A 25,061-nucleotide genomic window follows, 5' to 3' on the forward strand; every position below is an offset into this window, starting at 1 on the left:
GTAATGAAGAGAGCACCGTGGCCGCCGACAAGATCGAAACCATCGTCAGCCTGAGCAAGCGCCGTGGCTTCGTTTTCCCGTGCAGTGAGATCTACGGCGGCTCCAGGGCTGCCTGGGACTACGGCCCGCTCGGTGTCGAGCTCAAGGAGAACATCAAGCGCCAGTGGTGGAAGGCCATGGTCACCGGGCGTGAGGACATCGTCGGCCTCGACTCCTCCGTCATCCTCGCCCCCGAGGTCTGGCAGGCCTCCGGTCACGTCGCGACCTTCTCGGACCCGCTGACCGAGTGCACCGCCTGCCACAAGCGTCACCGCGCGGATCACCTGGAAGAGGCGTACGAGGCCAAGCACGGCCGTCCGCCGGCCAACGGTCTCGCCGACATCAACTGCCCCCACTGTGGTGTGAAGGGTCAGTTCACCGAGCCGAAGCAGTTCTCCGGCATGCTGGAGACCCACCTCGGCCCGACCCAGGACACCGGCTCCAAGGCGTACCTGCGCCCCGAGACCGCCCAGGGCATCTTCACCAACTTCGCCACGGTGCAGACCACCTCGCGCAAGAAGCCCCCCTTCGGCATCGCGCAGATGGGCAAGTCCTTCCGCAACGAGATCACCCCCGGCAACTTCATCTTCCGCACCCGCGAGTTCGAGCAGATGGAGATGGAGTTCTTCGTCAAGCCGGGCGAGGACGAGCAGTGGCAGGAGTACTGGATGGCCGAGCGGTGGAACTGGTACCGCGACCTCGGCATCCGCGAGGAGAACATCCGCTGGTACGAGCACCCGAAGGAGAAGCTGTCCCACTACTCGAAGCGCACCGCCGACATCGAGTACCGCTTCAACTTCGGCGGCAATGAGTTCTCCGAGCTGGAGGGCGTGGCCAACCGCACGGACTTCGACCTGAAGGCCCACTCCGCCGCCTCCGGCCAGGACCTGTCGTACTTCGACCAGGAGGCCGGCGAGCGCTACACCCCGTACGTCATCGAGCCGGCGGCCGGTGTCAACCGCGCCATGCTCGCCTTCATGCTCGACGCGTACAACGAGGACGAGGCCCCCAACGCCAAGGGCGTCATGGAGAAGCGCACCGTCATGCGCCTCGACCCGCGCCTGGCCCCGATCAAGGTCGCCGTCCTGCCGCTGTCCCGCAACGCGCAGCTGTCGCCGAAGGCCAAGGGCCTCGCCGCCGACCTGCGCAAGAACTGGAACATCGAGTTCGACGACGCGGGCGCCATCGGCCGCCGCTACCGCCGCCAGGACGAGGTCGGTACGCCGTTCTGCGTCACCGTCGACTTCGACACCCTGGACGACAACGCGGTGACCGTGCGCGAGCGCGACACCATGAAGCAGGAGCGCGTCTCCCTGGACCAGATCCAGAGCTACCTCGGCAGCCGCCTGCTCGGCTGCTAGTTCCCGGCCTGTAAGGCCGGTGGCCCGGTGCGCTGTGCGCACCGGGCCACCTTCGTTTTCCGTACGGCTGTCCGCCGGCGCCGGCCTTCGCTGTCAGACGGCCCGCGCGTGGGCGGCGGCGGCCGCCTGCGCCGCGCGGCGTTCGCCCTCGGCCTGGGAACGCTTGCCGTAGCGGGCGGTCCACAGGGCCAGCACTCCGAGCACCGTGTAGATCATGATCGGGCTGACCGTGACCATCGTGTCGGTGTCAAGGATGTACGTCAGCGCGACGCGCACCCCGGCCTCGGCCAGGTACGCCACGCCCCAGACCGTGGTCATGACGGTCATCGTCCGGCGGAAACCCTCGTACTGCCACAGGCCGTTCCACCAGGCGGTGCTCTCCGGGGTGCCGTCGGTGGCGAACTTGCGGCCGAAGTAGAACATCAGCGGCCGCGGGGTGAGCAGGGTGACCAGGCACAGCAGCCCGAACAGCCCGGTGACGCACGAGTCCTTGATCAGCAGCGCGCGGGCGGAGTGCGCGCCGACCAGGGAGACCACGGCCGTGATGACCAGGAACACCAAGGTGACGATGGCGAACTCGTCGAGCTTGCGGCGCCAGGCCACGCTGATCGCACTGTCGAGCACCGGCCAGGCGCCGCTGACCAGCAGCGCGCTGAACTCGCTCCAGCCGTGGTCCTGAAGCTGGTTGTAGGTGATGATCGGTGCGACCACGTTGAGACCGATGGTCAAGATCCAGCCGATCGCGGCGGCGCCGGTCGACCGTGCGGGTGGCGCCGGGCGACTGACCTGCGGCTCCGATGTGGACATGCTTCCCCCTGAGGATCACTGATGGCGTGTTCGGGGGGAGCCCAGGGCAGGGCGTGCGGGCCGTGACAGAGCCCCCCGGCCCAAATGATCACCAAGTCGGGCCGGAATGAGCCAGTCCGGCCCAGGCGGACGATCGGCAGGTGGGCGGTACGGGTCGGTACGGGTCGGTACGGCAGGCCAGGGCGCTGATTCAGGCCCGCAGACCCCGGATGACCAACGAGGTGACCGCCTCGAACTCCGCGATGATCGTGGGCGAGAGCCAGTCGGCCGCGTACTGCGGATCATGGAAACGCCCGGTGGCGTCGAAGACCGCGCGAGCGGCGGCCGGAACGTCCCGCGCGGCCAGCGTCCCGTCCGCGACCCCCTCGGAGATGATCCGGGTCAACTGTCCGATCAGCTCGCTCAGATGGTGGTCCACCACCCCGCTGTTCTCGGCGAGGAGCACCGTGTACGTCGCGAACAGCTCCGGGTCGTCGCCCGCCTTGTGCCGCTTGGCTTCGAAGAGCGCCTCCAGCCAGGCCTCCAGCTTGGAGGGCGCCGGCTCCGCCGGAGCCGAGGCGATCTCCTCCAGCCGGACGACGCTCTTGGCGAGCCAACGGTCCGTGACGGCCTCGCGCAGCGCCGCCTTCGACGGGAAGTGCCGGTAGACACTGCCGTGGCTGACACCCAGGGCGCGCGCCACGTCCACCACCGTCGCCTTGGTCGGGCCGAAGCGCCGCAGCACCTCCTCGGTGGTCGCGAGGATGCGCTCGGGGGTCAGGGGTTCGGCAGCAGCGGAGGGCATGAGTACGACCGTACCGCCCGGTCAGCGCTCGCTGTCGAGGTGGGCCATCTGCGCCGCCGGGTAACGCTCGCCGGCGGCGGCCCCGGCGGGTATCGCAGCCTCGATGGCGGCCACATCGGCCGCGCTCAGCCCCACCTCCAGGGCGCCCAGCGCCTCCTCCAGCCGGTCCCGGCGCCGGGCACCCACCAGCGGGACGATGTCGACCTGATGCCTCGGGCCCTGGGCGAGCACCCACGCGATGGCGGTCTGCGCGACGCTCACTCCCTTCTCCTGCGCCACCTTGCGCAGGGCCTCCACCAGATCGAGGTTCCGGTCGAGGTTCTCGCCCTGGAAACGGGGGCTCATCCCGCGGAAGTCGCCGGGTGCCAGCCGGCGGTCGCGGCTGAAGTGACCGCTGATCAGACCCCGGGAGAGCACCCCGTACGCCGTGATGCCTATGCCGAGTTCACGCGCGGTCGGCAGGATCTCCGCCTCGATCCCGCGCGAGATCAGCGAGTACTCGATCTGGAGGTCGGCGATCGGGGCCACCGCGGCGGCCCGACGCAGGGTGTCCGCACCGACCTCCGAGAGCCCGATGTGCCGCACGTGCCCGGCTTCGACCGCCTCGGCGATGGCGCCGACCGTTTCCTCGATCGGCACGTTCGGGTCCAGGCGGGCGAGCCGGTAGATGTCGACGTGGTCCCGGCCCAGCCGCTGGAGCGAATAGGCCAGGAAGTTCTTCACGGCCTCCGGCCGACCGTCTATCCCCGTGAAGCCACCCTCGACCGTCCGCAGGGCGCCGAACTTCACGCTGGTCAACGCCCGCGCGCGCAGCGCGGCGGGCGCGGTGCGCAGGGCCTCGCCGATCAACAGCTCGTTGTGGCCCATGCCGTAGAAGTCGCCCGTGTCGAGCAGCGGGTCCGTCCCCTCGGGGGCGGCGTCCAGGTAGGCGTGGATGGTCGCGATCGACTCGGCCCGGTCGGCCTCCCCGTACAGCGCGGACATGCCCATGCAGCCGAGCCCGAGCGGAAAGACGGCGGGGCCGGTGGCCCCGAGGGTCGTCGTGGCGGTTGTCCGGGTGTTCTCGTTGGTGGTCATGCAACGAGAATGGCATGACGAGTGACAGATTTCAATATCTGTCACTCGTCAGGGTTGTTAGGCGGCGGCGGGGGCGCGGTGTCGCGGGTCGCCGCGGGTCGGGGACGGCCCGAAGGAGACGCTCTAGCCCAGGGCGTGGGCCGTTCGCTTCGCCGTGCGCAGCGCCCAGCCGCCGGTCGTGGCAACGCCCACCCCCAGGACCAGCGCCCCGCACAGCGTGATGATCCACCAAGCCGGCAGGGCCGCCGCGACGAAGCCGCCCCCGCCGGAGAGTCCGGCCGCCAGCACCGCGCCGATCACCGCCACGCCCAGCGTCCCCCCGGTCTGCCGGCTGGTCGACGCCACCGCCGCCGCCACCCCTGCCTGGGCGCGCGGCATCCCGGACACCGCCGTGTTGGTGATCGGCGCGTTGACCATGCCGAACCCGATCCCGAAGAGCACGTACCCGGCGAACATCAGCGGGTCCGACCCCTCCGCCGAGAACACCGCGAAGAGCAGCCCGCTCGCCCCCATCGCGGTCCCCGCGACCACCAGCGGCAGCCGCGGCCCCACGGCGCCGACCAGCCGCCCCGACAGCGGCGCGCAGAAGAAGGCCGGCGCCGCCATCGGCAGCATGTACAACCCGGCCTCCAGCGCGTCCAGCCCGCGTACCTCCTGGAGGTAGAGGGTGTTCAGGAACAGGAACCCCGACAGGGCGGCGAAGGCGCTCACCGCGATCACGGTCGCCCCGCTGAACGGGGCGCTGCGGAAGAACCTCGGGTCGATCAACGGCTCGTCCCGCCGCGGCTCGTAGACGAGCAGCCCCACCAGGGCCGCCACCGCGATCACCGCGCACCCGAGGACCGTCGGCGAGCTCCACCCGGCCGACGGGGCCTCGATGATCCCGTACGTCACCGACCCCAGCAGCGCCACGACCAGCAGCTGACCGACCGGGTCCGGGCGGCGGGGGTGCTCGGCGCGGGACTCGGGGATGTAGCGCAGGGTCAAGGCGAGGGCCGCGAGCCCGACGGGCAGGTTGACCCAGAAGATGGACCGCCAGCCGACCGAGTCCACCAGCAGGCCGCCGATCAGCGGCCCGGCGGCCATGGAGATGCCGACGACCCCGCCCCACAGGCCGATGGCGCGGGCGCGCTCCTTGGGCTCGGTGAACGTGTTGGTGATGATCGACATGGCCACCGGGTTGAGCATCGACCCGCCCACGGCCTGGACCATCCGGAACGCGATGAGCCACTCCAGGCTGGGCGCCAACGAACACAGCACCGAGCCCGCCGTGAAGACGATCAGCCCCGTGGCGAACACCTTGCGACGCCCGATCCGGTCGCCGGTGGACCCCGCCAGCATCAGCAGCGATGCCAGGACCAGCGTGTACGCGTCGATGGTCCACTGCATCCCCGCGACCGAGGCGTGCAAGTCCTCCCTGATGGAGGGGAGCGCGACGTTCAGGACGGTGGTGTCCAGGCTGACTATCAGCAGGCTCATGCAGCAAATGGCCAGCACGAGACCGCGACGCCTGGGGCTCAGGGTGCGCATGACTCAGATAGTACGCCTAACTAATGAAATGCGGGACGCGGCCCGGCTGGGCCACAATGGGGGGATGACCACGCTCCCCCCGCCCCTCGCGATCGGCCCGCACACCGTGCAGCCCCCGGTGGTGCTCGCACCCATGGCCGGTATCACCAACGCCCCCTTCCGCACCCTGTGCCGCGAGTTCAGCGGCGGCAAGGGGCTGTTCGTCAGCGAGATGATCACGACGCGCGCCTTGGTCGAGCGCAACGAGAAGACCATGCAGCTGATCCACTTCGACGAGACCGAGAAGCCCCGCTCGATCCAGCTGTACGGAGTCGACCCCGCGACGGTCGGCAAGGCGGTCCGCATGATCGTCGAGGAGGACCGCGCCGACCACATCGACCTCAACTTCGGCTGCCCGGTCCCGAAGGTCACCCGCAAGGGCGGCGGCTCGGCCCTCCCCTACAAGAGAAACCTGCTGCGCGCGATCCTGCGCGAGGCCGTGGCCGGCGCCGGCGACCTGCCCGTCACCATGAAGATGCGCAAGGGCATCAACGACGAGCACCTCACCTATCTCGACGCCGGCCGGATCGCTGTCGAGGAGGGCGTCACCGCCATCGCCCTGCACGGGCGCACCACGGCCCAGCACTACGGCGGTACCGCCGACTGGGACGCCATCGCGCGCCTGAAGGAGCACGTGCCGGAGATCCCGGTGCTCGGCAACGGCGACATCTGGTGCGCCGAGGACGCGCTGCGCATGGTCCGCGAGACCGGTTGTGACGGTGTGGTCGTCGGGCGCGGCTGTCTGGGGCGGCCGTGGCTGTTCAACGACCTGGTCGCGGCCTTCGAGGGGCGCCCCGAGGACTTCCACAAGCCCACGCTGCGCGAGGTCGCGGCCACCATGCACCGCCATGCCCAGCTGCTGGGCGAGTGGATCGGCGACGAGGCGCGCGGGGTGATCGACTTCCGTAAGCACGTGGCCTGGTACCTCAAGGGCTTCTCCGTGGGATCGGAGATGCGCCAGAAGCTCGCGGTGACCTCTTCCCTCGCCGAACTGGACGCTCATCTGAGCGAGCTTGATCTGGATCAGTCCTGGCCCGAGAGCGCCGACGGTCCGCGGGGCCGGACGTCCGGAAACAACCGAGTTGTCCTGCCCGAGGGCTGGTTGAAAGATCCGTACGACTGCGCCGGTGTGACCGAAGACGCCGAGCTGGACACTTCCGGAGGCTGACGGCAGCCGACAAATCGCCCTCGGTGTAGCGTGATATACGCCACGCATGGGAGAGGTTTCGCTCAGATGAGCACTTAAGTCACGGGTATGACTTCCAAAGGGTGGCACTGGGTGCCACCCTTTGTGCGTTCAAGTGGTGAACGCAAATGTATCGATGATCGCTCATTCGAGCACAGGAAGGCCTCAAGAGCCCCTCCCCCCTTCGGGATGTGAACGCTGCGCGCCGGTCGGCATTACTTATCGGTTACTTTCGATTGGCTGGCACACGGGTGGTTACAGCCGCATGACGCCTAAGTGGACATACCCAGACGCCTTCGATCTGGGTATGTTCCTGGCCGTCAGGGCAGCCACCCGAGTCCTCGAGGAGTCGAGACCCGTGTCGGAAAACAAAGATCAGAAGTTCGTCTACGACTTCACCGAGGGAAACCGCGACCTCAAGGACCTTCTCGGCGGCAAGGGAGCCAACCTCGCCGAGATGACCAACCTTGGCCTCCCGGTGCCTCCCGGCTTCACCATCACCACCGAGGCCTGCAAGGTCTACCTCGAAAGCGGTGAGGCCCCGGCCGCGCTGCGCGACGAGGTCAGCGCCCACCTGGCGGCCCTTGAGGCGAAGATGGGCAAGAAGCTCGGCCAGTCGGACGACCCGCTGCTGGTCTCCGTGCGTTCCGGCGCCAAGTTCTCGATGCCCGGCATGATGGACACCGTCCTCAACATCGGCCTCTCCGACGAGTCCGTGGTCGGTCTCGCCACCCAGGCCGGCGATGAGCGCTTCGCGTGGGACTCCTACCGCCGCCTCATCCAGATGTTCGGCAAGACCGTTCTGGGCGTGGAGGGCGAGCTCTTCGAGGACGCGCTCGACGACGCCAAGGCCGCCAAGAAGGTCACCGTCGACACCGACCTCGACGCCGCCGACCTCAAGAAGCTCGTCAAGGTCTTCAAGAAGATCGTGGCGAAGGAGGCCGGCCGCGAGTTCCCGCAGGACGCCCGCGAGCAGATGGACCTAGCCGTCGAGGCGGTCTTCGACTCCTGGAACACCGACCGCGCCAAGCTCTACCGCCGCCAGGAGCGCATCCCCGGCGACCTGGGCACCGCCGTCAACATCTGCTCCATGGTCTTCGGCAACCTCGGCCCGGACTCCGGCACCGGTGTCGCCTTCACCCGCGACCCCGCCACCGGCCACCAGGGCGTCTACGGCGACTACCTGCAGAACGCGCAGGGCGAGGACGTCGTGGCGGGCATCCGCAACACCGTCCCGCTGGCGGACCTGGAGGGCATCGACAAGGCCTCCTACGACCAGCTCATGACGATCATGGAGACGCTGGAGACCCACTACAAGGATCTCTGCGACATCGAGTTCACCATCGAGCGCGGCCAGCTGTGGATGCTCCAGACCCGCGTCGGCAAGCGCACCGCGGGCGCCGCCTTCCGCATCGCGACGCAGCTCGTGGACCAGGGCCTGATCGACGAGGCCGAGGCCCTCCAGCGCGTCAACGGCGCCCAGCTCGCGCAGCTGATGTTCCCCCGCTTCGACGAGGACGCCAAGACCACGCTGCTCGGTCGCGGTATCGCCGCCTCCCCGGGCGCGGCGGTCGGCAAGGCCGTCTTCGACTCGTACACGGCCGTCAAGTGGTCCCGCTCCGGCGAGAAGGTCATCCTGATCCGCCGTGAGACCAACCCGGACGACCTGGACGGCATGATCGCCGCCGAGGGCATCCTGACGTCCCGCGGCGGCAAGACCTCCCACGCCGCCGTCGTCGCCCGCGGCATGGGCAAGACCTGCGTCTGCGGCGCCGAGGACCTCGAAGTCGACACCAAGCGCCGCCGCATGACGGTCGGCGGGACGGTCATCGAAGAGGGCGACGTCGTCTCCATCGACGGCTCCACCGGCAAGGTCTACCTCGGCGAGGTACCCGTCGTACCGTCCCCCGTGGTCGAGTACTTCGAGGGCCGCATGCACGCCGGCGCCGACGACGCCGACGAGCTGGTCGCCGCCGTGCACCGGATCATGGCCTACGCGGACCGCGTGCGCCGGCTGCGGGTGCGCGCCAACGCCGACAACGCCGAGGACGCCTCGCGCGCCCGTCGTTTCGGCGCCCAGGGCATCGGCCTGTGCCGCACCGAGCACATGTTCCTCGGTGAGCGCCGCGAGATGGTCGAGCGCCTGATCCTCGCCGACACCGACGACGAGCGCGAAGGGGCACTCAGTGCCCTCCTCCCGCTGCAGAAGAAGGACTTCGTCGAGCTGTTCGAGGCGATGGACGGGCTGCCCGTCACCGTCCGTCTCCTGGACCCGCCGCTGCACGAGTTCCTGCCCGACATCACCGAGCTGTCGGTGCGCGTCGCCCTCGCCGAGTCCCGCAAGGACGCCAACGAGAACGACCTGCGCCTGCTCCAGGCCGTGCACAAGCTGCACGAGCAAAACCCGATGCTGGGTCTGCGCGGTGTCCGTCTCGGCCTGGTCATCCCCGGCCTGTTCGCCATGCAGGTCCGGGCGATCGCCGAGGCCGCGGCCGAGCGCAAGAACGCCAAGGGCGACCCGCGCGCCGAGATCATGATCCCGCTCGTAGGCACCGTCCAGGAGCTGGAGATCGTCCGCGAGGAGGCCGACCAGGTCATCGCCGAGATCGAGGCCGCCACCGGCACCAGCCTCAAGCTGAGCATCGGCACGATGATCGAGCTGCCGCGCGCCGCGCTGACCGCCGGTCAGATCGCCGAGGCCGCGCAGTTCTTCTCCTTCGGCACGAACGACCTGACCCAGACGGTGTGGGGCTTCTCCCGCGACGACGTCGAGGCCAGCTTCTTCACCGCCTACTTGGAGAAGGGCATCTTCGGGGTCTCGCCCTTCGAGACCATCGACAAGGACGGTGTCGGCTCACTGGTCCGCAGCGCGGTCGAGGCCGGCCGGGCCACCCGCCCCGACCTCAAGCTCGGCGTCTGCGGCGAGCACGGCGGCGACCCCGAGTCGGTGCACTTCTTCCACGAGGTCGGCCTCGACTACGTCTCCTGCTCGCCGTTCCGGATTCCGGTGGCGCGCTTGGAGGCCGGCCGCGCGGCCGCCGAGTCGAAGGGCTCCGACAGCCGCTGAGCCCCCCCGTGCCGGGTTCCGGCGCGGCTCGGCCGGGCACGAACCCGGCCGGGCGGCACCGGTTCCTGAGGCTGCGCCTGCTTCCGGTTTCCCTGACCCCCGGAAGCGGGCGCAGCCTGCTTTGCGTTCAAGGACCGTATTCAACCAAGTCGCCTTTACGGCACCAGGCGGTGGACGGATCCCCACCCGTCCACCGCCTGCCGCCTATCGCCAGGCACGTCGGCGCTTCCCTGTGCGACCGACCGCCAGGCCCCGCAAAGCCCCCCACGGCCTTCACGGAGCGTTTCGGTCGCACTGGAGTGTGCCCGGCGGAGTACAGGATTTCGGTTGTCACGCTCCTGCCGAAAGGGGTTTCAACTGTGGCTGAAAGGGCGTGGTGACCACGTGTGACGGCGTGCATACTCATGGGGCGGGGGGATTGCGGTTGCACAGGTGGGGGTTCGGTGCTTCGTATCCATTTCACGGGAGTGGACCTCGCACGCGTACGGATGGCAGCACGTCCCGATGCGTTGTGGGAAACGATTCTCAGCTTTCACCGCTTAAGGGATCGGCGAGATGCCCGGTTGTTCGGTGAATGGCGTACGGAAACCCGTACCCGGTTGAATAGTGAAACAAGGCTCCTCGGTGCGCTGATACCGGGTCGCGGCTATTTCCCCGATTTCCTGACCCCGGTCGAGGGGCAGTACGGGTGGGACGTCGGCCTCGACGCGCTGCGCGGCATACGCCCCGAGCGGGTACGGCGCGAGCTGTCGCTGCTCGGCGCGGGAGCGCGCGTCGGCGCGGCGTTCGGCATGCCCGCGGGCGCGAGCGGCGGGTGCGACACCCTCGTCCCGCGCCGACTGCGCGAGTTCATGGACGACGCGGCCAAGCACATGCCGAGGGTGCTCGCCGAGCTACGCGCGTATCACCGGGTGGCCGTGGAGCCCTACTGGACGCACATCCAGGCCCAGATCGAGGCCGAGCGGGCCGCCCGGGGCCGCGCGCTGCTGGACGGCGGCGCGGACGAGTTGCTCGCGTCGCTGCCGCCGATGCTGCGGTGGCGGGCGCCGGTCCTGGAGTGCGACTACCCGGTGGACCGGGACGTGCGCCTGCGGGGACGCGGACTGCTGCTCCAGCCGTCCTTCTTCTGCCGCCGCACCGCCGTCACCCTGCACGACCCGGAGTTGCCGCCGGTCCTCGTGTACCCGGCCGCGGCGCAGCTCGCCTCGGCCCCCGCCCAGGGGGAGGCCGCCCGCCCGGCGGAGGAGCAGCGTCAGCGGACGTTGGGCAAGCTCGTCGGACACACACGCTCGGTGGTGCTGCGGGCCATCGGTGACGGAGCCACCACCAGCGAACTCGCCCGCCGGGCCGGGGTGTCGCTGGCCTCCGCGAGCCAACACGCCTGCGTGATGCGGGAGGCGGGCCTGGTCACCACCCTGCGCCGGGGCAACGCCGTCCTGCACACCGTGACCCCGCTGGGGGCGGCACTGCTGAAGGGCGGTGCGGTGGCGTCCTGAGCGCGGTGGCGTCTTGAGCGCGGTGGCGTCCTGACGGTGGTGGCGGGGAGCCCGGGGGAGAGGAGCGACGGAGGAACGGGCCGGAGAAACCTTTCCCGGTGGCGATGAGTTTCGCGGGGCGGCCCGGTCTACCCCTTCGCACGCACCACCACGACAGAAGAGGAACCGAGATGTCCGCCACCATGATCTTCGTCAACCTGCCCGTCAAGGACCTGGAGGCGAGCAAGGCCTTCTGGGGCAAGCTCGGCTACTCCTGCAACGCGCAGTTCAGCGACGAGAACGGCGCTTGCCTGGTCATCAGCGACACCATCTGCGCGATGCTGCTGACCGAGGCCCGCTTCAAGGACTTCACCCACAAGGCCATCGCGGACACCTCCACCACCACCGAGGCCCTGCTGTGTCTGAGCGCCGAGAGCCGCGACGCGGTGGACGCGCTCGTCGACGCGGCCGTCGGCGCGGGCGGCACCGAGCCCCGCGCCGCGCAGGACCACGGTTTCATGTACGGGCGCGCCTTCGAGGACCTGGACGGCCACACCTGGGAGATCATGTGGATGGACCCGGCGGCGGTCCAGGGCCAGTAGTCCCGACCCGCGAGGGGGGGGCTCAGGCGGGCGAGGTCACGGCGGTCCGCACCGGGTAGGTCCGGACCGCCACCGCGTCGTCGTCCAGGCAGCGCCCCGACTCCAGGTCGAACCGCTGCTTGAGCAGCGGAGAGGCCACGAAGGGGCGTCCCGTCACCGCGCCCACCAGCCCCCGGGCGAGCACTTGGGCGCCGGTGAAGGGGTCCCGGTTGCCGATGGCGTACGCGCGACCCGCGCGGTCGACGAACACCGCGGCCTGACTCCCGTCGGGCAGCAGGGCCGCGACCCCGCGCCCCGGGGTCAGCTGCGACAGCTCGCACACCGTCAGCCAGCCGCCGTTCACTTCCAACTCGATGGTCACCGGTTGCCTCCCACGGGCTCAAGGGTCAAAACGGTCAGGTCGGGCTTGACCTGGTCGCGTTCCGGCACGAACCGCACGGTCGGGTCGGGGGCGCCGGGCGCGTTGACGAAGGACACGAACCGGCTCAGCCGCTCGGGGTCCTGGAGGGTCTCGGCCCATTCGTCGCGGTAGTGGGCGACGTGGTCGGCCATCAGCGACTCCAGCTCCGCGCACAGGCCGAGCGAGTCGTGCACGATCACGTCCCGCAGGTGGGGCAGGCCGCCCTCCAGCCGCTCCAGCCAGGTCGAGGTTCGCTCCAGGCGGTCTGCGGTGCGGATGTAGAACATCAGGAACCGGTCGATGAGTCGGACCAGTTCCGCGTCCGACAGGTCCTGGGCGAGCAGGTCGGCGTGGCGCGGGGTGGCTCCGCCGTTGCCGCCGACGTAGAGGTTCCAGCCGTTCGCCGTCGCGATGACCCCGAAGTCCTTGCTCTGCGCCTCCGCGCACTCGCGGGTGCAGCCGGACACCGCCGACTTCAGCTTGTGCGGTGAGCGCAGGCCCCGGTAGCGCAGCTCCAGGTCGATGGCCATGCGCACGCTGTCCTGCACCCCGTAGCGGCACCACGTCCGGCCCACGCAGGACTTCACCGTGCGCAGTGCCTTCCCGTAGGCGTGCCCGGACTCGAAGCCGGCGTCCACCAGCCGCGCCCAGATGCGGGGGAGCTGGTCGACCGCGGCCCCGAAGAGGTCGATCCGCTGGCCACCGGTGATCTTCGTGTAGAGGCCGAAGTCGCGGGCCACCTCGCCGATCACGATGAGCTTCTCGGGGGTGATCTCACCGCCCGGGATGCGGGGCACGACCGAGTACGAGCCGTTGCGCTGCATGTTCGCGAGGAAGTGGTCGTTGGTGTCCTGGAGGGCGGCCTGCTCCCCGTCCAGCACGTAGCCGCTGGCGCCCAGCGTCGCGGCCAGCGAGGCGATGATCGAGGCGACGGCCGGCTTGCAGACCTCGCAGCCCTCGCCGCCCCGGGCGCCGTCGCGGCCGTGGCCGTCGAGGATCTCGCGGTAGGAGGTCAGGCGGCGGGTGCGGACGATCTCGTACAGCTCGGCGCGGGTGTACGGGAAGCAGCCGCACAGCCCCTTGTCGGCCGCGGCGGGCAACAGTTGGCCGATCACCTTGAGGCAGCCGCCACAGCCGGTACCGGCCTTGGTGCACTTCTTGACCTCGGGGAGCGAGGAGCAGGCGGTGATCTCCTTCTTGGTCACGTTGTGGCAGGAGCAGATCACCGCCGTGTCGGGCAGTGCGGACGGCCCGAGCTGGGCGGCCGGGCCGATGCCCGCGGGCAGCACCAGCTGCTCTGGGGTGACGGGCGGAACGCTGCCCGTGAGCGGGCGCAGCAAGCCGTAGGAATCGGCGTCACCGACGAGGACCCCGCCGAGCAGCACGCCGTCGGGGGAGACGACCAGCTTCTTGTACACGCCCGAGCGGGAGTCGGAGTAGACGACGTCCAGGGAGTCGGGGGTCGCGCCGTGGGCGTCGCCGAAGGAGGCCACGTCCACGCCGAGCAGCTTGAGCTTGGTGGACAGGTCGGCCCCGGTGAACTCCCGGTCGCGGCCCAGCAGGTCGTCGGCGGCCGTCTCGGCCATCTCGTAGCCGGGGGCGACCAGGCCGTAGACCCGGCCGTCGGCGGCCAGCGCGCATTCGCCGATGGCGTACACCCGGGGGTCGGAGGTGCGGCAGCGGGCGTCGACGGAGATCCCGCCGCGCTCGCCGACCGTCAGGCCGCACTCTCGGGCGAGCTGGTCGCGGGGGCGGACGCCGGCGGAGAAGACGACCAGGTCGGTGCTGACGGTCGAGCCGTCGGACAGGCGCATGCCGCTCACCGAGCCGTCCTCGCCGGTGAGGACCTCCTGGGTACCGACGCCGGTGTGGACGATCAGGCCCATGGACTCGATGGTCCGCAGCAGCGCGGCGCCGCCGCCGTCGTCGACCTGCACGGGCATCAGGCGCGGTGCGAACTCCACGACGCGGGTGGCCAGTCCCAGCCCTTGCAGCGCGCCGGCCGCCTCCAGGCCCAGGAGCCCACCGCCGACGACGGCGCCGTCGGTGCGGCCCTTCCCGTACGCCTCGATCGCGAGGAGGTCCTCGATGGTGCGGTACACGAAGCAGCCGGGGGCGTCCTTGCCGGGCACGGGCGGCACGAAGGGGTAGCTGCCGGTCGCGAGGACGAGGACGTCGTACGGGAACACCCGCCCGGAGCGGGACGTGACGGTGCGGGCCTCGCGGTCGACGGTCTCGGCGGGGTCGCCGAGGTGCAGGTCGATCCCGTGCCGGGCCATGAAGTCGTCCGGGGTCAGCGACAGGTCCTCGGGGGTGCTGCCCGAGAAGTAGGAGGTCAAGTGGACCCGGTCGTAGGCCGGGCGGGGCTCCTCGCACAGGACGGTGACGCGGTGCGTGCCGGTGATCCCGCGCTCGGCGAGGGCCTCCAAGTAGCGCTGGCCGACCATGCCGTGGCCGACGAGCACGAGGGCGGGGCCGGCGGCGGGCGCGGGCGCGGGACCGGCGGGGCCGGCTGCGGGGGTGGGCGTGGGCGGGACTGCGGCCATGATCAGGAGCCTCCGTCGTCGGTGAGCAGGTGCGAGAAGTCGGTCAGGGCTTCCCCGTCCTCCCAGGAACGGGCCAGGGCGCCCACGGTGGACAGTTCGCCGAGCAGGACCCCGCCGACCAGGCGGTCGCCGCGCACGACGACCTTCCGGTAGGTCCGGCGGGTGGCGTCGGCGAGGCGGATGACGTCGTCCCCGGGCAGCGGGGTCGCCTCCCCGAAGGCGGCGAGGTCCAGGGGGCCGTCGTCGCCGGAGGTGAGGGTGAGGCGGGTCAGCGCGCGGGTGCCGGTGTAGGGGGAGGCGCCGGCGGGCGCGCCGGCACCGGTGAGGAAGGCCGCCACGGCGTCGGCCTGCTCCAGCGCGGCTCCGGCCAGCCCGTACACACGGCCGTCGTGCTCGGCGCAGTCGCCGATGGCGTGGATGTGTGGGTCCGAGGTGCGCAGCCGGTCGTCCACGACGACGCCCTCGCGCACGTCGAGCCCGGCGGCCCGCGCCAGCCCGGTGCGCGGACGCACGCCGCAGGCGAGCACCACCAGGTCGGCGTCGAGCCGGTACCCGTCGGCGAGTTCGACGCCGGTGACGCGGGTTCCGCCGCCCTGGGCGTGCGCGGTGCTGGTCAGGCCGCGCACCCGGCACTCGGTGTGGATCTCGACGCCGAGAGCCGTCAGGTGGGTGTGCAGGAGGGCCGAGGCGTCCGCGTCCAACTGGCGTTCCATCAGCCGCTCGGCCTGCTGGGCGAGCACCACCTGGGCGCCGCGGGCGACGAGGGCGCGGGCCGCCGAGACCCCGAGGAGACCGCCGCCGATCACCACGGCGCGCACGCCGGGCCGTACGGCCGCCGAGAGGGCCAGGCAGTCGTCCATGGTGCGGAACGCGTGGACCCCCTCCGGCAGTTCCCGCCCGTCCGGCTCGAACAGACCCCGCAACGGGGGCAGGACGGGGTTCGAGCCGGTGGCCAGGACGAGGGTGTCGTACCCGACCACCGTCCCGTCGTCGCAGCGCACCGTCCGGTCGGCGCGGTCGACACGGACCGCGCGCACGCCCCGGCGCAGCGCCGGGCCGGGGTCCGGGAGCGCTGTCACCTCGGGGGCGTAGCGGCCGGCCAGGATCTCGGCCAGCAGCACCCGGTTGTACGGGGCGTGCGGTTCCTCGCCCAGGACCGTGACCGTCGCCGCGCCACCGGTGGCCAGCCGCGCGGCGCACCGCAGGCCCGCCAGGCCGCCGCCGATCACCACCACACGCCGATTCGAGGTCATGGCACGAGCCTGCGGGCCCGCTGTTTCCCCGCCGCATCGCCGTTGTTACCCGGACGGAACGCGCGCCTCAGCACCCGGCCCGGCGGCCCGTGAGGCCCCCGGACCCGCCCGAACCTCAACCTTTGCGCAAGTTTCCGGGTATCCGTGCCCGTTGCAGCCAACTGCTCCATAGGGTCGGGGCCGTGCCTGACATATCAACCGCGATGATCATCGTGCTGTGCGTGGCCGCGGCGGCGGCCGGCTGGATCGACGCCGTGGTCGGGGGCGGCGGCCTGCTGCTCCTGCCCGCCCTGCTGCTCGGTCTCCCGCACACGCCCCCCGCCGCCGTCCTCGGCACCAACAAGGCGGTGGCCATCGTGGGCACCACCGGAGCGGCCGTGACCTACGCCCGCAAGGCGCCGGTGAACGTGAAGCTCGCCGTCCGCATCGGCCTGGCCGCGCTCGTCGGGTCGATGGGCGGCGCCGCGCTGGCCGGGGGGATCAGCAAGGACGCCCTGCGCCCACTGATCATGGGGGTGCTGGTGGTGGTCGCCGCGGTGGTGATCCTCAAACCCGGTTTCGGAGCTGCCCCCTCCACCGCGCCCGTCAGCCGTCGCCGCGTCCTGCTCGCCATCGGCTTGGCCGGACTCGGCATCGGCTTTTACGACGGCCTCATCGGCCCCGGCACCGGCACCTTCCTCGTCCTCGCCCTCACCGCGCTGCTCCACCTCGACCTGGTGACCGCCTCCGCCACCGCCAAGATCGTCAACTGCTGCACCAACGCCGGGGCGCTCGCGATGTTCGCCTACCAGGGGATGGTGCTGTGGCAACTGGCCGCGCTGATGGCGGCCTTCAACCTGGCCGGGGGCATGATCGGGGCCCGGATGGCGCTCACCAAGGGCAGCGCGTTCGTCCGGACGGTCCTGCTGACGGTCGTCGGGGCGCTGGTGGTGAAGCTCGGCATCGAGCAGTGGGGCTGAGCCGGTCCCGCCCGTCCGGGAGGGTTTCAGTACGTCCCCGTCAGGTGGGCGAAGACGACCACGTTGCCCTCGTAGCCGGTCCGGGGCGAGAAACCGCCCCCGCAGGTGATCACCCGCAGCTCCGCGCGCGGTGAGGGGCCGTACACCCGGGAGTCGGGGAAGGCTTTGGCGTCGTACACCTCGACGGCGTGGACGGTGAACACGGCGGTCCGTCCGTCCGCGCGCACCACCTCGATCGAGGCACCGCGGCGCAGGGCGCCCAAGTGGTAGAAGACGGCCGGGCCGGTGGCGTGGTCGACGTGTCCCGCGATGAGCGCGGTGCCGGTGGCGCCCGGGGTGGTGCCGTCGCGGTACCAGCCCGCGAGGTCGCGCCGGGCCGGCGGTGGGACTTCGAGACTGCCGTCGGGCTGGAGTCCCAGCCCGGTGAGCGGGGCGTCCACGCGGATCGACGGGATGCGCAGGCGGGTGGGTGGCGAGCCGGGCAGCGGGGCGATGCTCCCGGCGTACGTGGCCTGGCCGCTGAGCGCGCTCAGCGCCTCGGCGGGGGACGGCAGCGGCGGCCCGACGGTCTCCGAGGAGCCGCTGCCGACGAGCCAGATCCCCACGCAGGCGGCGAGGGCCAGGAGCCCGCCGCGGCCGGCGACGCCGGAGGTGCCCACCATGCCTGCCCCCTCGTGCTCGCTTCCCGTGCGTATGACTGGCCGTCGCCCGGCCCCGCGAACGGGGGGACCTCGCGGGGCGGGCGACGGGGACGGTACCGCTCGGACCGCGGCTGGGGGCCGCGGGGGTCCGTCAGCCCCGCGTGCCGCTCGCCCGGCGACGCAGGAGCCAGGTACCGCCGACGGCGACCGCGGCCAGCAAGACCGCTCCCGCCGTGACTTTGGCGGGGTCGGTGGTGGTGGTCGTGCCACCACCGACCCCGGTCCGTACGTGGCCTTGGGGGCCACGGTCGGTGACGATCAGGTCGCCGGTGGCGAACTTGCCGTTCGCACAGGTCGCGCCGATGTCGTAGGTGCCGGGCCGCAGGTCGTGGGCGACCTGGAACTGTCCCGTGACCACCTCTTTGCGGGTGCTCGGCGTCAGTTTGAAGCGGCCCCCGCCGACGGTGGTGGCATCGCCCTCGGCGCGGCCGGACGGGCCGCAGGCGCTCGTGTTCACCGTCACGGTCACGCCCGGGGAGGCGGACTTCGGCCAGACCTCCAGCGTGGCGAAGTCCCCCGGTGCGAATCCGGGCATGCCGAGTTCCGCGGCGGCGACCGCACCGGCGACCGGGCCGGCGATGGCGACGGCGGTCAGCGCGGTGGCGGTCAGCACGTGGGCGGTGCGGCGGCGCATGGGGGCTCCAGGGAACGCGGGGTCGTGGTCCCGAGATAACCGGTCCCGGCCGCGCGCCGCCTCCTGATGCCCTGTCAGCTTTGCCGGGCGGCCCGGTGTTCCCGCAGCTCACACCGGCCCGCTTGGGCCGTCCGGGGGACCCTGCCCGTCCGGGTGAAACAGCCGGCGGCCCGTACCGTGTCGGGCCGTGCCTTCACGCGTCGATCCGGGCCGGCAAGCGCCGGTCCGCCCGCTGCCGCGGGGGCGGGCGCGGGGGCGGCCCGGTACGTCCGGGGGCGGCCGCCGTGATGGGGCCGGCCTCCGCGCTCGCGCCCAGCGGGCGAGCCGCGTGGCTCGGGCACAGCACGTGCGGAACGGGGTTACGCAGGCCGCCGCGTGGTGCGTACCGTGGAGGGCCGCGCGGGCGGGGGGTGAGCCCGTGGCCCGCGGCCAAGTCCTGGGAGGGCCTCGTGGCACCGCTCGACCGGCCCCTGCCGTTCTTCGTGTACGGGACCCTGCGGCCCGGCGAGGTCAACCACGACCTGTTCCTCCGGGGCCGCACGGCCGCCGAGGAACCGGCCCTGCTGCCGGACGCCGCGCTGTACGAGGGGCCCGGATACCCGTACGCCGTCGCGCACCCCGGCCCCGGCGTCCGGGGGGAGCTGATCACCCCCGCCCCCGAGGCCTACGACGAGTTGCTGGTCGCCCTCGACCTGCTGGAGGAGTACCGGGGTCCGGGCCGCCCGGGGAACGTGTACGACAGGGTCGCCCGCCGAGCCCTGCGCCCCGACGGCACCCCGGTCCTGGCCTGGGTGTACCTGGCCGCCCCACCGCTGGCCCGCGCCCTCGCCCGCTCCGGGACCGAGATCCCGGGCGGGGACTGGCTGGGCCGCGGCCGGCCCGGGTGAGCGCCCGGTACAGCCCCTCGGCCGCCCGCTACAGCCCCTCGGCCCCGCGGTTGCGCAGCCGCTGCCCGTACTGCTGGAGGACCCACAGTTCCTCCTGCACCGCCGCCAACTGCTCCGGCGGAGCCTGCGGGCCCAGGCGCGAGAGGGTGCCCTGGATCTCGTGCACCCGGCGATCCACCGCCCGCAGCCGCACCTGCACCAGCTGGACGCCCGCGTAGACCTCGTCCACCGTCTTCGCGTGGATGGCTTCGACCGCCAGTTCCGTGACCAGCGCGCGCACGGTGTCGTTGGGCGCCGCGGCGCGGACCCGGGTCAGGTAGTCCTCGGTGCCCAGGGAGGCGCCCCCGGCGTCCTGGATGGCCTGGCGGACCGCCGCGTAGGGCGGGGCGGTGAACTCGTCCATCCCGTACGCGTCGAAGGCGGGGGAGACCAGCGCCGGCCGCTGCAGGGCCAGCTTGAGCAGCTCGCGTTCCGTGCGGTGGGCGGGGCTGCGCAGGTTCAGCGCCGGGCCACCCGCCACCGCGGGCGCGGGCGTCGGGGCGGCCTCGTACGCACGGCCGCGTCCGCCCTGCTCGGGCCGGCCGCCCCGATCGCGCGCCCAGCGGGCGAGCTGCGCGACCCGCTTGACCACGAACTGTTCGTCGCGGATGCCCAGCATCCCGGCCAGCTGGACCGCCGACTCGTGCTGGATGGCGATGTTCTTGATGTGGGCGACGACGGGGGCCGCCTCGTCGAGCGCTGCCGCGCGGCCCGCCGGGTTCTCCAGGTTGTGCCGGGACACGATGTGCCGCAGCGCGAACTCGAACAGCGGGGTCCGGGACTCCACCAGCCCCGAGACGGCGGCGTCGCCCTGCGCGAGCCGCAGGTCACAGGGGTCCATGCCGCCCGGGGTGATCGCGATCGAGGTCTCCGCGGCGAACTTCTGGTCGTCCTCGAAGGCGCGCAGCGCGGCCTTCTGGCCCGCCGCGTCCCCGTCGAAGGTGAAGATCACCTCGGCCGTGGCGTTGTCCATCAGCAACCGGCGCAGGATCTTGATGTGGTCGCCGCCGAACGCGGTGCCGCAGGTCGCGATGGCGGTGGTCACCCCGGCCAGGTGGCAGGCCATCACATCGGTGTAGCCCTCGACCACGACCGCCCGCGAGGTCTTCGCGATCTCCTTCTTCGCCAGGTCGATGCCGTACAGCACCTGGGACTTCTTGTAGATCGCCGTCTCGGGGGTGTTCAGGTACTTGGGGCCGTTGTCGTCGTCGCGCAGCTTGCGCGCGCCGAAGCCGACGACCTCGCCGCTGATGTCCCGGATCGGCCACATCAGCCGGCCGCGGAAGCGGTCGATCGGCTTCCCGCTGCGGCTGTCCTGGGCCAGGCCCGAGGTGATCAGCTCCTTGTCGCTGAAGCCCTTGCCGCGCAGGAACCGGGTCAGGTGGTCCCAGCCGGCCGGGCTGTACCCCACGCTGAAGTGCGCGGCCGCGGCCTGGTCGAAGCCGCGCTCCGCCAGGAACTTGCGGCCGATCTCCGCCTCGGCGCCGCCCAGCTGGTCGATGTAGAACTGCGCGGCGGCCTTGTGCGCCTCGACCAGCCGGATGCGCTCGCCGCGGCCGCTGGTACCGGCGGTGTAGCCGCCCTCCTCGTACCGCAGGGTGATGCCCGCCTGGCCTGCGAGCCGCTCGACCGCCTCCGAGAAGGAGAGGTGGTCGATCTTCATGACGAAGTCGAGGGTGTCCCCGCCCGCCTGGCAGCCGAAGCAGTGGTACAGCCCCTTGCCGGGGCTGACCTGGAAGGACGGGGACTTCTCGTCATGGAAGGGGCAGAGGCCCTTGAGGTTGCCGCCACCGGCGTTGCGCAGCTGGAGGTAGTCGGAGACCACGGCGTCGATCGGGACCGCGTCCCGTACCGCCTTCACGTCGTCGTCGTTGATCCGTCCTGCCACGCGTGAAGTCTACGGTGGGGCGCCGACAAACCCGTCAGGCGCCCTCCGCCGCCACCAGGGAGGAAAGCGGAACCGACGGGTCCGAGAGTTTCTCCCGGTCCACCGGCGCGTGGGAGCGGATCAGGGCCTGGATGTGCTCGGTGACGTCCCACACGTTGACGTTCATCCCGGCCAGGACCCGCCCCTGCGACAGCCAGAACGCGATGAACTCCCGCTTGCCCACGTCCCCGCGGATCAGCACCTGGTCGTAGCCGCCCACCGGCGCGTACCCGGAGTACTCCAGGCCCACGTCGTACTGGTCGGAGAAGAAGTAGGGAACCCTGTCGTACGAGACCTCCTGCCCCAGCATCGCCTTGGCGGCGGCCGGGCCGCCGTTGAGCGCGTTGGCCCAGTGCTCGACCCGCAGCCGGGTCCCCAGCGCCGGGTGGTGGGCGGCCGCCACGTCCCCGACGGCGAAGACGTCCGGATCGGATGTCCGCAGCGACGCGTCCACGGCGATCCCCCCGCCGTGCTCCCGGTCGACCAGGGCCAGCCCCGAGGACTCGGCGAGCGCGGTACGGGGCGCGGCGCCGATCGCGGCGAGCACCGCGTGCGCCGGGTGCTCCTCGCCGTCGTCGGTCCGGGCGGCCAGCACCATCCCGTCCTGCCCGACGATCTCGGTGAGCCGCGCGCCGAAGTGGAAGCGGACCCCGTGCTCGGCGTGCAGGTCCCCGAAGAGCCGGCCGATCTCCGGCCCCAGCACCGCGTGCAGCGGCGTCGCCAGCGGCTCGACCACCGTCACCTCGGCGCCGTACCCGCGGGCCGCCGCCGCGACCTCCAGGCCGATCCAACCGGCCCCCGCGATCAGCAGGTGGCCGTTGTCCCGGCCCAGCCCGGCTAGGACCCCCTTGAGTCGCTCCGCGTGCGCGAGCCGCCGCAGGTGGTGCACCCCCACCAGGCCGGTGCCGGGGACGTCGAGGCGGCGCGGCTCGGCCCCGGTGGCCAGGAGCAGCTTGTCGTAGTGCAGCGCCGTGCCGTCGCCGAGGACGACCTTCTTCGCGTCCCGGTCCAGTTGGACGGCGGGCTGGCCCAGGTGCAGCTCGATGTCGGCGCGCGCGTACCAGGACGGCTCGTGGACGAAGACGCTCTCGCGCTCCTCCTTGCCCGTCAGGTACCCCTTGGACAGGGGAGGGCGTTCGTAGGGATGGTCACGCTCGTCCCCGATCAGGATCACCCTGCCCGTGAACCCCTCGGACCTCAGGGTCTCGGCCGCCTTGGCCCCGGCGAGACCCGCGCCGACGATGACGAACGTCCGGTGTGCGTCGACCACCTGATGCCTCCTCATAACCTCTGCGCCACATGCGGCCACATGCGAGCGTCCCGCACCGAGCCTGCCCCGGGAAGGGGGAGTGGCCCGATCAGCTCACCCTTCGGCGCGTCGCGACCGCCTGGTGAGACGGCTGTGCAACGAGCGGGCCGAGGCGTCGGTGAGGGCCGCGATCTGGTCGATGACCGCGCGCTTCCTGGCCTTGTCGTCCGGCGCGGCCTCGAAGATGGCCCGGAACTGGGGGTCGAGGCCCTCCGGTGCGCGGGCGCTGAGGGCCTCGGCGAGTTCGGCCAGGACGATGCGCTGGTCGGCGCGGAGCCGCTCCTGCTCGTCGCGCTGCATCACGTACAGGTCGGCGACCGCCTTGAGGACGGCGCACTCGTTGCGTGCCTCCCGGGGGACCATCAGCTCGGCCGCGTACCGGGTGAGTCGGCCGGTTCCGTACGCCTCGCGCGTCGCCCCCTCCGCGGCCAGGCAGAAACGGCCGATCAGTTGGCTGGTGGCGTCCTTCAGCCGGGCCTGGGCGACGGCCGATCCGTCGTAGCCGTGCGGCCACCACTCCTGCCCCATCAATCGGTCCAGGGCCTCCCGCAGCTCCTCCGGCGCGGTGTCCGCCGGCACGTACCGGCCGATCGCGACCCGCCAGATCGCCTCGCGGTCCGGCTCGGCGAAGAGCATGTTGGGATCGAGGTGCCCGGCGTGCAGACCGTCCTCGAAGTCGTGGACGGAGTACGCGACGTCGTCCGCCCAGTCCATGACCTGCGCCTCGAAGCACTTGCGGTCCTCGGGCGCGCCCCGGCGCAGCCAGGCGAAGACCGGCAGGTCGTCCTCGTACGCGCCGAACTTCACCGAGTCGGGGTCGGTGGGGTGCCCGCCGCGCGGCCAGGGGTACTTGGTGGCGGCGTCGAGCGAGGCCCGGGTGAGGTTGAGGCCGACGCTGACGAGCTGACCCGTGGCCGGGTCGGACACGAACCGCTTCGGCTCCAGCCGGGTCAGCAGGCGCAGCGACTGGGCGTTGCCCTCGAAACCGCCGCAGTCCTTGGCGAATTCGTTGAGGGCTTCCTCACCGTTGTGCCCGAAGGGCGGGTGGCCCATGTCGTGGGAGAGGCAGGCGGTCTCGACCAGGTCCGGATCGCAGCCGAGGGCCCAGCCCAGCTCGCGGCCCACCTGGGCGCATTCCAGGGAGTGGGTCAGGCGCGTACGGGGGCTGGCGTCCCAGTCGTAGGAACGGGTCCCGGGGGTGACGACCTGCGTCTTGCCGGCGAGGCGGCGCAGCGCGGCGGAGTGCAGCACGCGGGCACGGTCGCGCTGGAAGGCGGTGCGGCCGGGCCGTTTGTCGGGCTCGGCGGCCCAGCGCTCGGTGTCGGCCGGCTCGTAGGGGGTGGGGTGCCCGGTGGCGCGGGGGGTGGTGCGGGGGGTGCCTTCCATGCCTTCCATGTATCAGACGTTAACCGGAAGAGCCGACAAGGCGGGTGATCCGGGCGGCCCCGATCCGCGAGCTGTCCTACGCGGTGGCCAGTGCCGGCGGGGTCCGCCGCCGGGCGAGGGCCTCGTCGTAGCGCAGGAGGACGAGCCGGGCGAGGGCCGGGTGGTCGCCGAGCGGCGCCGCGGCCGGCCCGGGCGCGGCCGCGGCGCTCTGGGTGGCGAAGCGGCCGGGGGCGGTGAAGTACGAGGCCACGGCGGTGCGGTGGTGGCCGCGGGCGGCGAGGGCGCGCAGGGCGTCGGGGACCCCGGGGGCGGCGGCGGAGGCGTAGGCGGCCACGACGGGCACCCCGCCGAGGCGCTCGGACAGCAGGGCGGCGGTGCGGCGGGTGTCGTCCGCTGCGTCGCGGTCGCGGGAGCCGGCGGCGGCCAGTACGACCGCCGTCCCCGAGGCCCAGGAGGCTTCGAGGAGGCGCTCGTAGAGGGCCTCGACCAACAGTGGGTGCGGGCCGAGCGGGGCGGCGATCCGGGTGTTCAGGTGGTCGGCGCGGGCGGCTGCCGCGGGGAGGTCCCGCTTGACGTGGTGCCCGCGGCTCAGCAGCAGGGGGACGAGGACGGCCGAACCGGTGGCCCCCTCCAGCGTCTCGTCGAGCAGCGGCCGGTTCAGCTCGATGTGCCCGAGGCGGACGTCGAGGCGGGGGCGGAGCTCGCGGACCCGGTCCAAGAGGGCCCGGACGCTGCGGAGGGCGCGGGGGTCGCGGCTGCCGTGGGCGACGGCGACGAGAGTGGGCTGCATGCGTGGCTCCGTGGGACCGGGCCCCGGCCAACGCGCGGTGTCCGGGCTGTGGCCCGGGCCGGGCGGCGGTCCCGGGTCGGCAGCGCGCCGGTGGTGGCCGGGGGAAACGGGAGGGACGGGGTTCGGGAGGGGTGGGGCGGGGGTTCGGGAGAGTGCGCGGCCTCCGTCACACACCGATCCTGCGGGCCGCAGATTGCCGCCGCGTTGCGACCGCGGTGACGGGTCTTTTCCGGGTGCTCACAGTCCACGGGCCGGCCCCGCCG

At 71.9% G+C, this 25,061-nt stretch carries 20 protein-coding genes; 7 read left to right on the forward strand and 13 right to left on the reverse strand.

The window, feature by feature from the left end; all coding sequences use genetic code 11:
• Positions 1-17: 17 nt before the first annotated feature.
• On the forward strand, positions 18-1,400 hold the full coding sequence (locus tag ACV7NM_RS21665; protein WP_136215641.1) for a glycine--tRNA ligase: 1,383 nt from the start codon (positions 18-20) through the stop codon (positions 1,398-1,400).
• Between the two features lie 93 nt (positions 1,401-1,493).
• Here ACV7NM_RS21665 and ACV7NM_RS21670 read toward each other — a convergent pair whose 3' ends face one another.
• The 4 genes from ACV7NM_RS21670 to ACV7NM_RS21685 all read right to left on the reverse strand — a co-directional run bounded on the left by ACV7NM_RS21670 (position 1,494) and on the right by ACV7NM_RS21685 (position 5,598).
• Entirely contained in the window at positions 1,494-2,207 is a 714-nt protein-coding gene (locus tag ACV7NM_RS21670; RefSeq protein WP_463411820.1) for a VC0807 family protein, read from the reverse strand.
• Positions 2,208-2,397: 190 nt separating this feature from the next.
• Positions 2,398-2,991, reverse strand: coding sequence for a TetR/AcrR family transcriptional regulator (locus ACV7NM_RS21675; protein WP_136215639.1), 594 nt, complete (start codon positions 2,989-2,991; stop codon positions 2,398-2,400).
• Between the two features lie 21 nt (positions 2,992-3,012).
• Positions 3,013-4,068 (reverse strand): aldo/keto reductase, encoded by a 1,056-nt coding sequence (locus ACV7NM_RS21680; RefSeq protein ID WP_463411821.1) that lies wholly within the window; start codon positions 4,066-4,068, stop codon positions 3,013-3,015.
• A gap of 123 nt (positions 4,069-4,191) precedes the next feature.
• On the reverse strand, positions 4,192-5,598 hold the full coding sequence (locus ACV7NM_RS21685; protein ID WP_463411822.1) for an MFS transporter: 1,407 nt from the start codon (positions 5,596-5,598) through the stop codon (positions 4,192-4,194).
• A 64-nt stretch (positions 5,599-5,662) separates the two neighbouring features.
• Between ACV7NM_RS21685 and dusB the strand changes: the two genes are divergently transcribed.
• From dusB to ACV7NM_RS21705, 4 genes are all read left to right on the forward strand, one after another.
• Positions 5,663-6,805 carry a tRNA dihydrouridine synthase DusB gene (gene dusB / locus ACV7NM_RS21690; protein ID WP_463411823.1) on the forward strand — a complete coding sequence of 381 codons (1,143 nt, stop codon included), beginning with the start codon at positions 5,663-5,665 and terminating at the stop codon, positions 6,803-6,805.
• A gap of 376 nt (positions 6,806-7,181) precedes the next feature.
• Positions 7,182-9,890, forward strand: a complete 2,709-nt coding sequence (ppdK, locus tag ACV7NM_RS21695) for a pyruvate, phosphate dikinase (protein WP_463411824.1) — start codon at positions 7,182-7,184, stop codon at positions 9,888-9,890.
• Positions 9,891-10,333: 443 nt separating this feature from the next.
• Entirely contained in the window at positions 10,334-11,386 is a 1,053-nt protein-coding gene (locus ACV7NM_RS21700; protein WP_463411825.1) for an ArsR/SmtB family transcription factor, read from the forward strand.
• Positions 11,387-11,556: 170 nt separating this feature from the next.
• On the forward strand, positions 11,557-11,967 hold the full coding sequence (locus ACV7NM_RS21705; RefSeq protein ID WP_463411826.1) for a VOC family protein: 411 nt from the start codon (positions 11,557-11,559) through the stop codon (positions 11,965-11,967).
• Between the two features lie 22 nt (positions 11,968-11,989).
• Here the strand turns inward: ACV7NM_RS21705 and nirD are convergent, their stop codons facing one another.
• The 3 genes from nirD to ACV7NM_RS21720 are packed head-to-tail and all read right to left on the reverse strand — an operon-like array spanning position 11,990 to position 16,166.
• On the reverse strand, positions 11,990-12,328 hold the full coding sequence (nirD, locus tag ACV7NM_RS21710) for a nitrite reductase small subunit NirD (RefSeq protein WP_463411827.1): 339 nt from the start codon (positions 12,326-12,328) through the stop codon (positions 11,990-11,992).
• Positions 12,325-14,913, reverse strand: a complete 2,589-nt coding sequence (nirB, locus tag ACV7NM_RS21715; protein WP_463411828.1) for a nitrite reductase large subunit NirB — start codon at positions 14,911-14,913, stop codon at positions 12,325-12,327. The genes nirD and nirB overlap by 4 nt, the downstream gene beginning before the upstream one ends.
• A 2-nt stretch (positions 14,914-14,915) precedes the next feature.
• Positions 14,916-16,166 carry an NAD(P)/FAD-dependent oxidoreductase gene (locus ACV7NM_RS21720; protein ID WP_463411829.1) on the reverse strand — a complete coding sequence of 417 codons (1,251 nt, stop codon included), beginning with the start codon at positions 16,164-16,166 and terminating at the stop codon, positions 14,916-14,918.
• A 182-nt stretch (positions 16,167-16,348) separates the two neighbouring features.
• Between ACV7NM_RS21720 and ACV7NM_RS21725 the strand changes: the two genes are divergently transcribed.
• Positions 16,349-17,125, forward strand: coding sequence for a sulfite exporter TauE/SafE family protein (locus ACV7NM_RS21725; RefSeq protein WP_463411830.1), 777 nt, complete (start codon positions 16,349-16,351; stop codon positions 17,123-17,125).
• 26 nt (positions 17,126-17,151) lie between these two features.
• Here ACV7NM_RS21725 and ACV7NM_RS21730 read toward each other — a convergent pair whose 3' ends face one another.
• Complete coding sequence (locus ACV7NM_RS21730) at positions 17,152-17,787, reverse strand: class F sortase (protein ID WP_463411831.1); 636 nt, start codon at positions 17,785-17,787, stop codon at positions 17,152-17,154.
• Between the two features lie 130 nt (positions 17,788-17,917).
• Positions 17,918-18,460, reverse strand: coding sequence for a hypothetical protein (locus tag ACV7NM_RS21735; RefSeq protein WP_463411832.1), 543 nt, complete (start codon positions 18,458-18,460; stop codon positions 17,918-17,920).
• 449 nt (positions 18,461-18,909) lie between these two features.
• On the opposite strand from ACV7NM_RS21735, the gene ACV7NM_RS21740 reads away from it, so the two are divergent.
• Positions 18,910-19,347: a gamma-glutamylcyclotransferase family protein gene (locus tag ACV7NM_RS21740; protein ID WP_463411833.1), complete on the forward strand. Its 438-nt coding sequence runs from the start codon at positions 18,910-18,912 to the stop codon at positions 19,345-19,347.
• 28 nt (positions 19,348-19,375) lie between these two features.
• On the opposite strand, the gene dnaG is transcribed toward ACV7NM_RS21740, so the two are convergent.
• The 4 genes from dnaG to ACV7NM_RS21760 form a co-directional block, all read right to left on the reverse strand.
• The gene (gene dnaG, locus ACV7NM_RS21745; RefSeq protein ID WP_463411834.1) at positions 19,376-21,274 is read right to left on the reverse strand and encodes a DNA primase; all 1,899 of its coding nucleotides are present in this window, start codon (positions 21,272-21,274) and stop codon (positions 19,376-19,378) included.
• Positions 21,275-21,308: 34 nt separating this feature from the next.
• Positions 21,309-22,583, reverse strand: a complete 1,275-nt coding sequence (locus ACV7NM_RS21750) for an NAD(P)/FAD-dependent oxidoreductase (RefSeq protein WP_463411835.1) — start codon at positions 22,581-22,583, stop codon at positions 21,309-21,311.
• Between the two features lie 93 nt (positions 22,584-22,676).
• The gene (locus tag ACV7NM_RS21755) at positions 22,677-24,017 is read right to left on the reverse strand and encodes a deoxyguanosinetriphosphate triphosphohydrolase (RefSeq protein ID WP_463411836.1); all 1,341 of its coding nucleotides are present in this window, start codon (positions 24,015-24,017) and stop codon (positions 22,677-22,679) included.
• 67 nt (positions 24,018-24,084) lie between these two features.
• Complete coding sequence (locus ACV7NM_RS21760) at positions 24,085-24,972, reverse strand: sirohydrochlorin chelatase (RefSeq protein WP_463411837.1); 888 nt, start codon at positions 24,970-24,972, stop codon at positions 24,085-24,087.
• Positions 24,973-25,061 lie beyond the last annotated feature (89 nt).

This window comes from Streptomyces sp. Tek67B01, from assembly GCF_055231995.1.

What these genes read in the sequence shown, in the direction of transcription:
- ACV7NM_RS21670 (WP_463411820.1), bottom strand. Translation starts at nt 2,207, where the DNA reads ATGTCCACATCGGAGCCGCAGGTCAGTCGCCCGGCGCCACCCGCACGG.
- ACV7NM_RS21675 (WP_136215639.1), bottom strand. Translation starts at nt 2,991, where the DNA reads ATGCCCTCCGCTGCTGCCGAACCCCTGACCCCCGAGCGCATCCTCGCG.
- ACV7NM_RS21680 (WP_463411821.1), bottom strand. Translation starts at nt 4,068, where the DNA reads ATGACCACCAACGAGAACACCCGGACAACCGCCACGACGACCCTCGGG.
- ACV7NM_RS21685 (WP_463411822.1), bottom strand. Translation starts at nt 5,598, where the DNA reads ATGCGCACCCTGAGCCCCAGGCGTCGCGGTCTCGTGCTGGCCATTTGC.
- dusB (WP_463411823.1), top strand. Translation starts at nt 5,663, where the DNA reads ATGACCACGCTCCCCCCGCCCCTCGCGATCGGCCCGCACACCGTGCAG.
- ACV7NM_RS21705 (WP_463411826.1), top strand. Translation starts at nt 11,557, where the DNA reads ATGTCCGCCACCATGATCTTCGTCAACCTGCCCGTCAAGGACCTGGAG.
- nirB (WP_463411828.1), bottom strand. Translation starts at nt 14,913, where the DNA reads ATGGCCGCAGTCCCGCCCACGCCCACCCCCGCAGCCGGCCCCGCCGGT.
- ACV7NM_RS21720 (WP_463411829.1), bottom strand. Translation starts at nt 16,166, where the DNA reads ATGACCTCGAATCGGCGTGTGGTGGTGATCGGCGGCGGCCTGGCGGGC.
- ACV7NM_RS21730 (WP_463411831.1), bottom strand. Translation starts at nt 17,787, where the DNA reads ATGGTGGGCACCTCCGGCGTCGCCGGCCGCGGCGGGCTCCTGGCCCTC.
- ACV7NM_RS21735 (WP_463411832.1), bottom strand. Translation starts at nt 18,460, where the DNA reads ATGCGCCGCCGCACCGCCCACGTGCTGACCGCCACCGCGCTGACCGCC.
- ACV7NM_RS21755 (WP_463411836.1), bottom strand. Translation starts at nt 24,017, where the DNA reads ATGGAAGGCATGGAAGGCACCCCCCGCACCACCCCCCGCGCCACCGGG.